The sequence below is a fragment of the Streptomyces sp. NPDC005423 genome (genome assembly GCF_040606415.1).
Lineage (GTDB): Bacteria > Actinomycetota > Actinomycetes > Streptomycetales > Streptomycetaceae > Streptomyces.
This window is the reverse complement of record NZ_JBEXET010000001.1, coordinates 362682-375268: the sequence shown is the minus strand read 5'-3', so window position 1 is coordinate 375268 and position 12587 is coordinate 362682. Positions and strand designations below refer to the sequence as shown.

General features: G+C 71.7%; 11 protein-coding genes. 5 read left to right on the top strand and 6 right to left on the bottom strand.

The window, feature by feature from the left end:
• Positions 1-89: 89 nt before the first annotated feature.
• The 4 genes from ABZT12_RS01665 to ABZT12_RS01650 form a co-directional block, all read right to left on the bottom strand.
• Positions 90-1151, bottom strand: coding sequence for a 3-oxoacyl-ACP synthase (locus tag ABZT12_RS01665; RefSeq protein WP_356375510.1), 1062 nt, complete (start codon positions 1149-1151; stop codon positions 90-92).
• The gene (locus tag ABZT12_RS01660; RefSeq protein ID WP_356375507.1) at positions 1148-2197 is read right to left on the bottom strand and encodes an AfsA-related hotdog domain-containing protein; all 1050 of its coding nucleotides are present in this window, start codon (positions 2195-2197) and stop codon (positions 1148-1150) included. The genes ABZT12_RS01665 and ABZT12_RS01660 overlap by 4 nt, the downstream gene beginning before the upstream one ends.
• A 164-nt stretch (positions 2198-2361) precedes the next feature.
• Positions 2362-2589 (bottom strand): acyl-CoA carboxylase subunit epsilon, encoded by a 228-nt coding sequence (locus ABZT12_RS01655; RefSeq protein WP_356375504.1) that lies wholly within the window; start codon positions 2587-2589, stop codon positions 2362-2364.
• Positions 2586-4298 carry an acyl-CoA carboxylase subunit beta gene (locus ABZT12_RS01650; RefSeq protein ID WP_356375501.1) on the bottom strand — a complete coding sequence of 571 codons (1713 nt, stop codon included), beginning with the start codon at positions 4296-4298 and terminating at the stop codon, positions 2586-2588. Before ABZT12_RS01650 ends, ABZT12_RS01655 begins: the two co-directional genes overlap by 4 nt.
• A gap of 198 nt (positions 4299-4496) precedes the next feature.
• Between ABZT12_RS01650 and ABZT12_RS01645 the strand changes: the two genes are divergently transcribed.
• Both ABZT12_RS01645 and ABZT12_RS01640 read left to right on the top strand, forming a co-directional pair.
• The gene (locus ABZT12_RS01645; RefSeq protein ID WP_356375498.1) at positions 4497-5447 is read left to right on the top strand and encodes an ACP S-malonyltransferase; all 951 of its coding nucleotides are present in this window, start codon (positions 4497-4499) and stop codon (positions 5445-5447) included.
• Between the two features lie 187 nt (positions 5448-5634).
• Entirely contained in the window at positions 5635-6426 is a 792-nt protein-coding gene (locus tag ABZT12_RS01640; RefSeq protein ID WP_356375495.1) for a hypothetical protein, read from the top strand.
• A 20-nt stretch (positions 6427-6446) separates the two neighbouring features.
• On the opposite strand, the gene ABZT12_RS01635 is transcribed toward ABZT12_RS01640, so the two are convergent.
• A complete protein-coding gene (locus tag ABZT12_RS01635; protein ID WP_356375492.1) occupies positions 6447-6680 on the bottom strand; it encodes a DUF2945 domain-containing protein in 234 nt (77 codons plus the stop codon).
• Positions 6681-6851: 171 nt separating this feature from the next.
• Between ABZT12_RS01635 and ABZT12_RS01630 the strand changes: the two genes are divergently transcribed.
• Both ABZT12_RS01630 and ABZT12_RS01625 read left to right on the top strand, forming a co-directional pair.
• Positions 6852-7118, top strand: coding sequence for a CopG family transcriptional regulator (locus ABZT12_RS01630; protein WP_356375489.1), 267 nt, complete (start codon positions 6852-6854; stop codon positions 7116-7118).
• Positions 7115-7558 (top strand): PIN domain-containing protein, encoded by a 444-nt coding sequence (locus ABZT12_RS01625; protein ID WP_356375487.1) that lies wholly within the window; start codon positions 7115-7117, stop codon positions 7556-7558. Before ABZT12_RS01630 ends, ABZT12_RS01625 begins: the two co-directional genes overlap by 4 nt.
• A gap of 116 nt (positions 7559-7674) precedes the next feature.
• Here ABZT12_RS01625 and ABZT12_RS01620 read toward each other — a convergent pair whose 3' ends face one another.
• A complete protein-coding gene (locus ABZT12_RS01620; RefSeq protein WP_356375485.1) occupies positions 7675-10881 on the bottom strand; it encodes an alpha-L-rhamnosidase in 3207 nt (1068 codons plus the stop codon).
• Between the two features lie 368 nt (positions 10882-11249).
• On the opposite strand from ABZT12_RS01620, the gene ABZT12_RS01615 reads away from it, so the two are divergent.
• The gene (locus ABZT12_RS01615) at positions 11250-12494 is read left to right on the top strand and encodes a hypothetical protein (RefSeq protein ID WP_356375483.1); all 1245 of its coding nucleotides are present in this window, start codon (positions 11250-11252) and stop codon (positions 12492-12494) included.
• The last annotated feature ends 93 nt before the right edge of the window (positions 12495-12587 follow it).

Genomic DNA, 12587 nt, shown 5'->3' with positions numbered 1-12587 from the left:
GACAGTGAGCGAGTGCGAGCAACAGTGATCAACAGTGATCAACGGCGAGCTATGGGAGTACGGACAACTGGTGCGCTTTGCGCGGGAGTTCAGGCCCGGCGCAGGACCGCCGCGCTCCAGGTGAAGCCGGCGCCCGCGCTCAGTACGGCGGCGTACCGGCCGGGTTCCAGGCGGTGCGGGCCGGTCTCCGCGGCCAGGGCGGTCAGGTTGGAGAGCAGGTCACCGGCGCCCAGGTGGCCGGTGCGCTCGCCCAGGTCGGCCAAGGGCGCGTCGGTGACCTCGGCGACGGCGGGACCGTAGACGTCCCGGGCGGTGGCCCGGCCCAGGCGCGGCAGCAGGACCTCGGTCAGCCGCCGCCCGCCGGAGCCGATGCCCGCCTCGGCGAGCGCGGCGGCCAGTACGGCGGTGGTCTCGTGCCGCAGCCGGTCGAGGAAGCGGGGCTTGCCGTGCCCGGCCAGGAACGCCTTCTTGGTGCGGCGGACGTCCACGGCCGCACTGCGGGTGTGCGGCGCCGGGTGGAAGGTGCCGGTGTCCCGGTGCGCGGTCTCCAGCTCGGGCGCGGCCCGGGTCTGCAAGGCGCACAGGGCCAGCGCGCCCTCCGGTATCCCGGAACCGGGGCCGCGACGACCCGGCGTCCCGGTGCCCACGACGGCCGCGGTGGCGCCGTCGCCGTACCAGACGCCGTAGTCACCGCCCCAGCGGTCGAAGCCGGGCGGGGCGAAGCGGTCGGCGGTGGTCACCAGGACCGGGGCGCCGCCGGGGTGCGCGGCATGGTGGTGCACCGCGGCGCGCAGGGCCGCCGCCGCGCCGTTGCACATCTGCTGGATTCCGGTCGGCACCGCGCCGAGGGCGCCGGTCCCGGCGGCCACGTGGTGGGCGGGCGACCAGAAGTCGTGGCCCTGGTAGTACGTCCAGGCGTGCAGGATGGCGGCGAGGTCACCGGCCGGGACACCGGCGCGGGAGAGGGCGCGCAGGCCGGCCCGTACCGCCATCTCGGGTGCCGACAGGCCGGTGGAGACGGGCAGTTGCTCGTACCCCATCGCGTCCGCCTCGTCGGCGCTCACCCGTCCCGCGGCCAGCGCGTCCGTGGTCTTCTCGGCTTCGGGCGGCAGCCACTCGGCCGGGACGAGCCACACGTCGTCGGAGATCACGCGCACTCCTCCCCGTCGAGCAGCGCGACACCCGTGGACGCGGTGGTGGTGTGCATCTGACCGGAGGCGATGATGTCGCCGTCCTGCTCGAAGTCGAGGTAGAAGGTGCGCAGCTCCGGCAGCATCAGGCTGAGGTTGTCCTCGTGCGCGTACGGCTCGGTCTTGCGGATGTGGACGGTGGTGGGGACGTCCAGCTCGGCGTAGCGCATGAAGGAGAAGTCGAAGCCGGCCACCGTGCTGCGGCTGACCGAGGCGCCCCACAGGTCGGAGACGCCGAGCAGGCAGAGCTGGCGGGCCGCCTCCATCAGCACCATCCCGGGCACGTGGTCCTGGCCGTGGTCGAACATGCTGCGGTTCTCCAGCGGGACCCGGACGGCGGCGGAGGCGCTGTCGCTGCCCACGGTGGCGGAGACCAGGACGACGTTGGCCGGGTCGCTGCGGCCGACCAGGTGCGGGGCGACGTGCGCGGTCTGGCGCGGCAGGTCCTTGAACGGCACCAGCGGCCGGCCGCGGCCCTGTAGCCGGACGGTGTCGTAGACCTCGGCGGGGATGTAGCCGACGTCCATCCGCACGAAGCCGAGGCAGCGCTGGTAGAGCTTCATGTCGATGCCGAACTTCAGCCGCCGCACATCGCCCGGGGTGCCGCGGCGGTCGCTGGTCCGCACCGAGATGCGCAGCTCGCCGGGCCGGTCCTGCTGCGGGACGGTGAGCAGGCCCGGCAGCTCCATCGTCCAGTTCCGCAGCAGGAACTTGCTCTTGCGCGAGACCCCGGCGTACTCGTGGCCGCCGTAGGTCTCGGCCTGCCGGCAGCACTCCAGCAGGAGCAGCGGGTCGGGGGCGTCGAGCCGTGAGGTGTGGCCCGTGTAGTAGGCGTGCAGCAGGGGCAGTTGGGCGGCGGCGAGATACTCGTCCGGGCCGGCCTGGCGGGCGTCCGTGAGGAACACCTCGGAGAGCGCCCAGCGGTGCAGCAGGGAACGGTCCACGGTGCGCATGAACTCGAGGTTCGCGGCGCCCGGCAGGCAGGTCTTCTTTTCGACGCTGGTCATCTTCGTCGTCCTCCTGATTCGGCGAGAAGCCAGGGGAATTGGCGAGACCGTCGAGAATCGGCGGGCAATTCCCTTCTCTCTCGCTTGATTTCATTGTCGGGGCGGGTCGCACATCACTGACTAAAAGCGAACTCAAGGTCGGATGGCCGGAGTTGTGCGGCCGTCTACCGGGCCACCCAGGCGAGCGGCCCTCGGTAGCCGTGTTCGGGCCGGTCCCAGGCCGCGCGGGGGCCGGCCTCCTCCGCCGGTCCGCCGGCGGCCTCGGCGCGGGCCCGCACCACGGTCAACACGGCGATCAGAGCGGCCAGTTCGTCCGGCGCGGGATGGCCGCGCACCACCCGGACGGCGGCCTCGCGCAACAGGTCGGCCGGCGTCGGCGGGGCGGCGCTCACAGCGGGGTGATCCCGTGCTTGCGCTGCGGCAGCGCCCGGTGCTTGGTCCGCAGCATCGCCAGCGAGCGGGCGAGCACCGCCCGGGTCTCGCCCGGCTCGACGACGTCGTCGACCAGGCCGCGTTCGGCCGCGTAGTACGGGTGCATCAGCTCCTCCCGGTACTCCTTGACCATCTGTTCGCGCATCGCCGCGGGGTCGTCGGCGGCGGCGATCTGCCGGCGGAAGATGACCCCCGCGGCGCCCTCCGCCCCCATCACGGCCACCTCGTTGGTCGGCCACGCGAAGGAGAGGTCCGCGCCGACCGAGCGCGAGTCCATGACGATGTACGCGCCGCCGTACGCCTTGCGCAGGATCAGCTGGATCCGCGGGACCGTGGCGTTGCAGTACGCGTAGAGCAGCTTCGCGCCGTGCCGGATGATGCCGCCGTGCTCCTGCGCCACACCGGGCAGGAAACCGGGCACGTCGACCATGGTGACCAGCGGGATGTTGAACGCGTCGCACAGCGACACGAACCGCGCCGCCTTCTCGCTCGCCGGGATGTCCAGCGCCCCGGCCCCCGCGATCGGCTGGTTGGCGACGATGCCGACCACGTGCCCGTCGATCCGGGAGAACGCGCACACCACGTTCGCCGCCCAGGTCGGCTGCGTCTCGAAGTACTCGCCGTCGTCGACGATCTCCTCGATCACGTCCCGCACGTCGTAACCGCGTGCGGGATCGGCCGGCACCAGCGTGGCCAGCCGGTCGGTGCGCCGGTCCGCCGGGTCGTCGCACGGCAGCGCGGGCGGCGCCTGCCGGTTGTTGGAGGGCAGGTACGACAGCAGATGCCGTACGTCCTCCAGGCAGCCCGCCTCGTCGTCGTACGCGAACGCCGCCACCCCGGAGACCGACGCGTGCACGTCGGCGCCGCCCAGCTCGTCCATGCTCACCCGCTCGCCGGTGACCGCCCGCACGACGTCCGGCCCGGTGATGAACATCTGCGCCACGCCCCGCACCATGAAGGTGAAGTCGGTCAGCGCCGGCGAGTAGGCCGCGCCGCCCGCGCACGGGCCGAGGATCACGCTGATCTGCGGGATGACGCCCGAGGCGCGGGCGTTGCGGCTGAAGATGCCGCCGTATCCGGCGAGCGCGGTCACCCCTTCCTGGATCCGCGCGCCCGCCCCGTCGCACAGGCTCACCAGCGGGGCGCCGGACGCCTCCGCCAGATCCATCAGCTTGTGGATCTTCGCCGCGTGGGACTCGCCGAGCGCGCCGCCGAAGATACGGAAGTCGTGCGCGTAGACGAAGACCTGGCGGCCGTCGACCGTGCCCCAGCCGGTGACGACACCGTCGGTGTGCGGGCGGCGGCGCTCCAGGCCGAAGCCGGTCGCGCGGTGCCGGCGCAGCGGCTCCAGCTCGGTGAACGACCCCTCGTCCAGCAGCAGTTCGATGCGCTCGCGGGCGGTCAGCTTGCCCCGCGCGTGCTGCGCCTCGGTCGCCTGCGGCCCGGGCCCCGCGTGCACCTCGGCGCGCAGCCGCCGCAACTCCTCCACACGTGCGTGCACGGTGTCGGGCCGCTCGGCGACCGTTCCGGCCCCGCCCTCGGTCTCGCGCTCGTCCTTGGTCCCGCTCTCGCTCTCGGTCTCGGTGACGGGCGGGGGACCGGCCCTCTTCGCCGGCTCGGCGAGCGGCACCGGTATCTGCGTCACGGGTTTGTCGACCACGGTGGTCATGCCCTGTCCTCTCCTCGGGACGGCGTCCGGAACGGGCCGTCGTGAAGAAGGGTTCGGGGTCACCGGCAATGCCTGACTCAAGCCGGAGAAAAGCGGCCGGCTCCTTTTCCGGCCCTTGAGCGAAAAGGGGGCCGGAATGTGAGCCGGCCCCCGTGAGAATCCTCCCGACCGTCATCAGCACCGCCGAGAGGAACGACCATGCTCACGACGCACGTTCAGGGCTCCGCCGCCGCCCCGCGGTACGCCGTCCTCTTCCCCGGCCAGGGAGTGCAACGCCCCGGCATGGGCGAACCGTGGCGGACGACCCCGTCCTGGGAACTCGTCGAGTCCGTCTCCCGGGTCTCCGGCTTCGACGTCGCCGAACTGCTCCTCACCGCCGACCAGGAGACCCTCTCCCGCACCGACCACGCCCAGATCTCGGTCTTCACCGCCTCACTGCTGGCCTGGTCGGAGCTGCGCGCGAGCGAACCGGACACCCGGGTGGTCGCCCTCGCCGGGCACAGCCTCGGCGAGTACGCGGCCCTGGTGGCGGCCGGGGTGCTGTCGGTGACCGACGGCGCCTGGCTGGTGGGCGAGCGGGGCCGGGCCATGGCCGAGGCGGCCCGACGCCGGCCCGGAGCGATGGCCGCCGTGATGGGCGGCGACCTGGAGCGGGTCACCGCCCTGGTGGAGGCGGCCCGCCGCGACGGCGCCGACCTGTGGGTGGCCAACCACAACAGCCCCCGCCAGACGGTCATCGCGGGCAGCCGTACGGCCGTGCTCGCCACCGCCGACCGCGCCGCCGACGCCGGGCTGCGCTACAGCGTGCTCCCGGTCGGCGCCGCCTGCCACAGCCCGTACATGGAACCGGCCGGTGAGGCGCTGAGCCGGGCCCTGGACCTGACGGAGTTCAGGGCCGGAGCGATCCCGGTGGTCGCCAACGTCGACGCCGCGGTGCACTACGGCGGCAGCGGCTGGCGCGAACGGTGCGCCCGCCAACTGGTCGCCCCCGTCCGCTGGGTGGACACCCTCCGCGCCCTCCACGAGGAGCTGGACGCCACCGCGTTCCTGGACATCGGCCCCGGCACCACCCTCTCCAGCCTCGCCAAGCGCACCCTGCCCGGGGTGCCGTCGCGCGGCTTCGGCGCACCTGTCCCGCAGCGGGCCTGACCGCACGCCGCGGGCCGGGACGCGGAGCCCGATACCACCGGTCGCACGCCGCTGACCAGCACTTCGGCCGCGCCGTTCAGGTTGCGTTCAGGTCCGCGAGGGCCACGGGCAATTCATGCACCGCAAGCAACAAAGCTCTGGCAAAGGGGACTGGGGCAACCGTCGTGGCCCGTGTCATGGTGCCGCCATGACGACAGATCACCTCACGCACAACCGGCCTCCGCGCCGCACCCGGCACGCGGCGAGCAAGGTCCCGGAGGTGACCGTCTTCTTCTGGATCATCAAGGTGCTGACGACCGGCATGGGCGAGACGGCCTCCGACTTCCTGGCGCACCTCTTCGGCCCGATTCCCGCGGTCGGCCTCGGCGGTCTCGCCCTGGCCGCCGCGCTGGCCGTCCAGTTCGCCGTCGGCCGGTACGTGGCCTGGATCTACTGGACGGCGATCGTCATGGTCAGCGTCTTCGGCACGATGGCCGCGGACGTGCTGCACGTCGGCCTCGGCGTGCCGTACACGCTCTCCACACCGTTCTTCATGGCCGCGCTGGCAGCCGTCTTCGTCCTCTGGTACCGCTCCGAAGGAACCCTCTCGATCCACAGCATCCACACCCGGCGCCGCGAGACCTTCTACTGGGCCGCCGTCCTGGCCACCTTCGCGCTGGGCACCGCCGCGGGCGACCTCACCGCCTCGATCGGCCTCGGCTACCTGGGCTCCGCCGTCCTGTACGCCTTCGCCATCGCCGTCCCGGCCGTGGCACACCGGTGGGGGACCCTGAACGCGGTCACCGCCTTCTGGGCCGCCTACGTCATCACCCGCCCCCTCGGCGCGTCCGTCGCCGACTGGATGGCCCTCAGCCACACCCGGGGCGGCCTCGACCTGGGCCTCGGCCCGGTCACCCTCTACTGGACGGCCGCCATCCTCGCCCTCGTCACCTACCTGGCCACCACACACAAGGACGTCCGCCCGGCCACCGCGCCGTGACAGCCGGGGGCCCGGCTGCGTCACTCGTCCTTCCCCTTCTTCTTCTCCTCAAGAGCCCCCGGCTTGTGCACAGCCGTGCGCCCGGATTTCTCGCTGCGGACCTCGTACTGCGGTTCCTCCGCGGAGGCGTCGACGGTGCGCCCGGCCACCTCGGTCCTCTCGGTGATCTTCTGCTCCACCTCGCCCGTCGCCTCGGACCCGTGACTCTTCCACGAGACCCGGTCGCCCTCGCGCGGTTGCTTCTTCGCGGACATGGGCCGCCACCTCCACTCGCCGGCTCTCCGCGTACCCGGACAGACCCCTCCATAACAACCTCGGGCACTGCACGCGACAGCCGGAGAGGTCGTCTGTCCGAGACGCCGGGACGCCGGCACGCGCACCTCGGGGCAGATACATCACTCACGTACATGGACTAAGCTTGGTACATGTCCATGAAGCGCACGAACGTCTACGCGGACCCCGAGGACCTGGCGATCATCAAGGAGGCTGCCAAGCGGCGGGGCGTGAGCGAAGCCGAGATCATCCGCCAGGGCATCCATCTCGCGGCCATGGCGAACCGTGTCTGGGACGAGCCGCTGTTCTCCCGCACCTTCGAGGGGCCGGGGCGTACGCCGTCCAGGGCCGAGACGCGTGACGCGGTCGCCGATGCCGTCCGACGGGAGACCGGCACGGGACCGGGAACAGCCGCGTGATCATCGTCATCGCGGACACCTCCGGCCTCCTGGCCGCCCTCGACTCCGCACACCCGGAGCACGGAGCCGCGAACGAGGCGATCATGACGGCCGGGCTCCTCGTCATGTCCCCCCTCCTGCTGGCGGAACTCGACCACGTCGCCACGCGCGAACTCGGCAGGGAGGCCGCGCACAGCGCCGTGGACGACATCCGGCGCTGGATGAGCCGCGGCCGTGTCGTCCTGCCGGAGATCACGGACGACCACCTGAGCGCCGCACAGTCGGTCCGGGTCCGCTACGGCGCGCTCGGCCTGGACCTCGCCGACGCCGTGAACGTGGCTCTGGCCGCCGACTACGACACCGACGCGATCCTCACCCTCGACCGCCGCGACTTCCGTGCCGTACGCCCGCTGGGCCGCTACAAGGCGTTCCGGGTACTGCCCGACGATCTCCCGCTCTGACACCGACACGGCCTGCCCGCCTGTCATGTGACGTAACGTCAGAGGTCGGCCGGTGACTTCGGCACCGCGAGGCGGGCACAGGCGAGCCGCGTCCGCCTCGCGGGTCCGGAGGAACGTCAGGTGGTGAAACGGTGGGTACCGGAGCCGACCCGGTAGACCACGGAACCGTCCTCCTGACGCAGGTACGTCCCGTGTGTGTGTCCGACCGCCTCCGGACCGGACGCGGGCACCCACACCTCAGCGGTCGTGTTGGGCGGCACCACGCAGGTCAGGCTGAAGTGCCCGGCCCGCGTCCGCCACTGCGTGGAGACAGGGCCGTAGACCGAGGTGAACTCGGCGCGGGCGGAGGTGACGGCGCCGCCGGGACGGGGGCGGATGACGATCTCGCGGTAGCCGGGCCCGCCCGCCGAGATGCCGGCGATGTTCGTGTACATCCATTCCCCGACCGAGCCGTAGGCGTAGTGGTTGAAGGAGTTCATACCCGGGTCCTGGAACGTGCCGTCGGGCCGGACGGAGTCCCAGCGCTCCCACATCGTGGTGGAGCCCCGGTCGATCTGGTACCCCCAACTGGGAAAGGAGCGCTGCTGCAACAGCCGGTAGGCGACATCGGTGTGGCCCGTGTCGGTCAGGACGGGCAGCAGCCGGGGCGTGCCGAGGAAACCTGTCGACAGGTGCCAGTCCTTGGCCTCGGTCAGGGCGACGAGACGGTCGGCCGCGGCCTTCCGCGCCGCGTCCGGCAGCAGGTCCATCGACAGCGCCAGGACGTAAGCCGTCTGGGTGTCACCCTTGACCCGGCCGTCGGAGGTGACGTAGGCGCTCTGGAAGGCCGTGCGTATCCGTCCGAAGAGGTCGAGGTAGGGCGCGGTGTCCTTGCCGAGTTCCCCGGCCATCCGGGCCGCGAGATCGGCGGCGTGCGCGAAGTACGCGGTGGCGATGACGTCCTTGGGCGTCTCGTCCTCGACGTTCAGCCAGTCGCCGTACCCCTGGTCCGGACGCAGCAGGTGGCTGCTGTTCTTCTCCAGATACGTCAGCCAGGCCTGGACCGAGGGCCAGGCGTCCTCCAGGACCTGCCGGTCACCGTAGGCCTGGTAGAGGGCCCAGGGGACCGTCACCCCGGCGTCGCCCCAGCCGGCCGTGCCGTTGCCGACCGTGCCGACCATCGGCGCCACGTCGGTGAACGCGCCCTCCGCGGTCCGCGAGTCCCGCAGGTCGACGAGCCACTTGGAGAGGAAGCGGGCCGACTCCATCGTGTACGCGGCCGTGGGCGCGAAGACGTTGATGTCCCCGGTCCAGCCAAGACGCTCGTCGCGCGCGGGGGTGTCGGTCGGAACGGAGAGGAAGTTGCCGCGCTGGCCCCAAGTGATGTTGTGGTGCAGCTGGTTGAGCATCGGTACGTCGGTCTCGAAGTCGAGGGTGAAGGGGGCGGAGGTGTGCATGACGCGGCCGGTGACGGCTTTCGCCGAGGGGGTGCCGGGGAACCCGGTCACCTCGACATACCGGAAACCGTGGAAGGTGAAGCGGGGTTCGTAGACCTCCTCCCCACCTCCCTTGAGGGTGTACGTGTCGGTCGCCGCCGCGCTCCGCAGGTTCGTGGTGTAGACGGTGCCGTCGGGGTTGAGCACCTCGGCGTGCCGCAGCCGGACGGTCGTCCCCGCCTCGCCCGACACCCGCAGCCGCACCGCGCCGACCATGTTCTGGCCCAGGTCGAACACGTGGACGCCGGGCTTGGGCTGGGACACGCTCTTCGGCTTCAGCTCCCGCTCCACCCGCACCGGACCGTCCACCTGCGCGACGATCAGGCCGGGACCGACGTCCCCGGCGGCGCGGACGCCGAGCCAGCCCGTGTCGTCGAAGCCGGGCGAGGCCCAGCCGGGCGTCTCCTTGCGCGCGTCGTACGTCTCACCGTTCAGCAGGTCGGCGGCGAGGATCGGCCCCGAGGCGGCCCGCCAGTCGGTGTCCGACGTGATGCGCTCGCTCGTCCCGTCCGCGTACTCCACCTCCAACTGTGCGAGAAGAGCCGGGTGTTGGCCGTACTGACCGGGCCCGAACATGCCCACGTTGCCTGCGTACCAGCCGGGCGCCAGATACGCCCCGATGGCGTTGGCGCCGGGCCGCAGGAGCGAGGTGACGTCGTACGTCTGGTACTGGACGCGGGTGCGGTAGTCCGTCCAGCCGGGGGCGAGGTGGTCGAGGCCCACCCGGCTGCCGTTGAGGTGGGCCTCGTACAGGCCGAGCGCCGTGGCGTACAGGCGCGCACGTGCCACTTTCCGGCGCGGGAGCCGGAACGCGTGCCGGACCTGGGTGACGGCGTACGACACCGGGACGACCCTTCCCCACGGTCCGCCGCCCCACGCGGCAGCCACCCTCACCGCCCGCCAGTCGCCGTCGTCGAAGGCCAACTCCCGCCAGTTTGCATCCGGTTGCTGGTCGGTGCTCTTCCAGGAGGCGTCGGTGAACACCTTCTGCCCACCGGCGGCCGTCTCGACCACCAGGACGGCGACGAGTCCCGCCGGGCCGTCGGTCGCGTTGGTGGCGGAGACGGCGATAACGTTGTCGCCGCCCCGCACGCGGTCCAGTACGTCGATCACCGCCGGGCGTTTCCAGTCCTCGTTGTCCGTGTCGAGGTCGGTGTGGGCCACCTCGGCTCCGTTCACGGAGACGGCGTACACGTTGTCGGCGGTGATGGCGAGCGTCGCCGCCGTGATCCCGTCGGGCAGTCCGACGGTACGGCGGAACCAACGGGTGCCCGCCGGAACGCCGTTGGCCGGATCCCCGTCCGGGAACCAGACCCAGGAAGCGCCCTCGAACGACGGCGCCACCGCCAGGCTCGCCGGTGCGGAGATCCAGTCGGCGCTCCACCCGGCGTCCATCAGTCCGGTCTCCCACCAGGACGGCGCGCTCCAGCCGGAGACCTGCCCGTCGGCGTCCCACACCCGCACGGACCAGTGGTAGCGCGTCCGCGGCGTCAGCGCGGGACCCCCGTAGGACACCAGGACGGACTCACCGGAGGTGACCTTCCCGCTGTCCCAGACGTCCGGCCGGGACAGTCCCGCCACGCTGGTGGCCACCCGGATCTGATAGGCGCTCTGGCGCACACCCACCCCGTCGGAGTCCAACGGCCAGCTCAGCCGCGGGCGTTGGACGTCGAGGCCCAACGGATGCCGCACGTACTCCACGGTCGGCGCCGTGACGCGCAGTCCGCCACGCCCTGCCCCCGCCCGCGCCGGCCCGGCCCCCGACGCGGCCACGGCCGGCACACCGTCCACGGTCACCGCCGCGACCGTGGCGACCGCACCCGCGAGAATGTTCCTCCTGCTGATCATTACGACTCCCTCACTCGCACGGAATGGATGAATCGATTCATATTGAAGAGGCGTGGGTAACGTAGAGCCGCCTTGAGGCGAGGGTCAATCGTCGTGCATATCTTTTTCTGCCAGGGCGACTTGACGCATACTCCGGGCAAGCCCGGTGAACGGGCCGGGCGGGATCGAATTGAACGCTTTCAATCGCCCACCGGCGAACCCGAAACCGAACACGGCCCGACCCCTGATCGGGACGGCGCCCTGGCACCTTCCCTCCCGCGCCACACGCCGGCGCAAGGGTCCTGCAAGGTGCATGCAAGGAAAGCGCCGTCCGCACCGGGAACCCCCCTGCCGTCTGAAGTACGCAGCGACGAGCGACGGGGGATCGCGTGTCTGTCGGAACGACGAAACCAGCACTGATCGAACAGGGCCACTGGCTGACGGTCCGGGACTGCAAGAGGGTCCTGGTGGTCGCGCACACCGTGACCTTCGCCCAACGACTGCGTGAGGTCTTCGAGTTGCTCGAGACCGACCTCCGCATTCAACTGGTCTTCACGGTCGCACCACATGCCTTCGGCAGCGGAGTCAACGAGTACCTGCGGAACCTGGACATCACGACGGTGCCCTGGGAGGAGGCCCTGCGTGCCGAGTTCGACCTCGCGCTCGCGGCGGGCTCCCGCGGAGTTCACCAACTGCGGACTCCGGTCGTTCGCATCTCCCACGGGGCGGGGCAGATCAAACTGCTCACCGACGTCAGCACACTGGCGCCGGGAGAGCGGAGATCGCCCGGGATGCTGAGCCGCCAGCACCTGCTGCACGAGGGGCGGCTGGTCCCGGCGGCGATCGTCTACGCGCACGACCGGGATCTGAAGGAGCTCGCCAGGTCCTGCCCGGAGGCGCTTCCGGTGGCCCACGTGGTGGGTGATCCGTGCGTCGACCGGATCACGGCAGGCGGTCCCCTGCGCGGGTCCTACCGCCGTGCGCTGGGAATCGAGGACGGACAGCGGCTCGTGGTCGTCACGTCCACCTGGGGACCGGCTTCGACGTTCGGGCGGCTCGACTCCCTGGTACCGCAACTGCTGAGCCAGCTGCCGAGCGACGACTACCGCGTCGCGATGCTGGTCCATCCCAACGTGTTCGCGGGCCACGGCCTCCGGCAGGTGCACGGCTGGCTGTCCTGCTGCCGGAGCCAGGGGATCGCGGTCCTCCCCCCGGAAGCCGACTGGCAGGCACTGCTGATCGCGGCCGACTGGATCATCGGCGACCACGGATCGCTGACCGCGTACGGCACGCTCACGGACGCGACGATGCTCCTGACGGCCGGACCCCGGCGCGAGGTGTCGGACCGCTCTCCGGCGGCTCTGCTCTCCACCATCGCGCCCGTGGTCTCGCCGGTGTACCCATTGGCCGAGCAACTGGAGTACGCGGCCCGGCTGCGCCGCCCGGGGCAGTACGACGAGGTCGCCGCCTCCCTGTCGTCGGCGCCGGGTCAGTTCCACCGACGGATGCGTTCGGTGGTCTACCGGATGCTCGGGCTGGGAGAGCCCGCCCGACCGCCGTTCGTCGCACCGCCTTCGCCTCCGCCGTCGCTGACGCGATGGGCGAGCTCCGTCGGCAGCGGAACGGCACGGTGAGCGGCCGGCCGGCGATCACGGAACCGGATGCCGCGTGGGCCACGGTGTGCTTCCGGGTGACACGGACCGGCGGGGCACCCCGCGCCGAAGGCG

Excerpts from the sequence above, each read along its gene's own strand:
- ABZT12_RS01660 (WP_356375507.1), bottom strand. The coding sequence starts at position 2,197 with ATGACCAGCGTCGAAAAGAAGACCTGCCTGCCGGGCGCCGCGAACCTC.
- ABZT12_RS01650 (WP_356375501.1), bottom strand. The coding sequence starts at position 4,298 with ATGACCACCGTGGTCGACAAACCCGTGACGCAGATACCGGTGCCGCTC.
- ABZT12_RS01645 (WP_356375498.1), top strand. The coding sequence starts at position 4,497 with ATGCTCACGACGCACGTTCAGGGCTCCGCCGCCGCCCCGCGGTACGCC.
- ABZT12_RS01640 (WP_356375495.1), top strand. The coding sequence starts at position 5,635 with ATGACGACAGATCACCTCACGCACAACCGGCCTCCGCGCCGCACCCGG.
- ABZT12_RS01635 (WP_356375492.1), bottom strand. The coding sequence starts at position 6,680 with ATGTCCGCGAAGAAGCAACCGCGCGAGGGCGACCGGGTCTCGTGGAAG.
- ABZT12_RS01630 (WP_356375489.1), top strand. The coding sequence starts at position 6,852 with ATGTCCATGAAGCGCACGAACGTCTACGCGGACCCCGAGGACCTGGCG.
- ABZT12_RS01620 (WP_356375485.1), bottom strand. The coding sequence starts at position 10,881 with ATGATCAGCAGGAGGAACATTCTCGCGGGTGCGGTCGCCACGGTCGCG.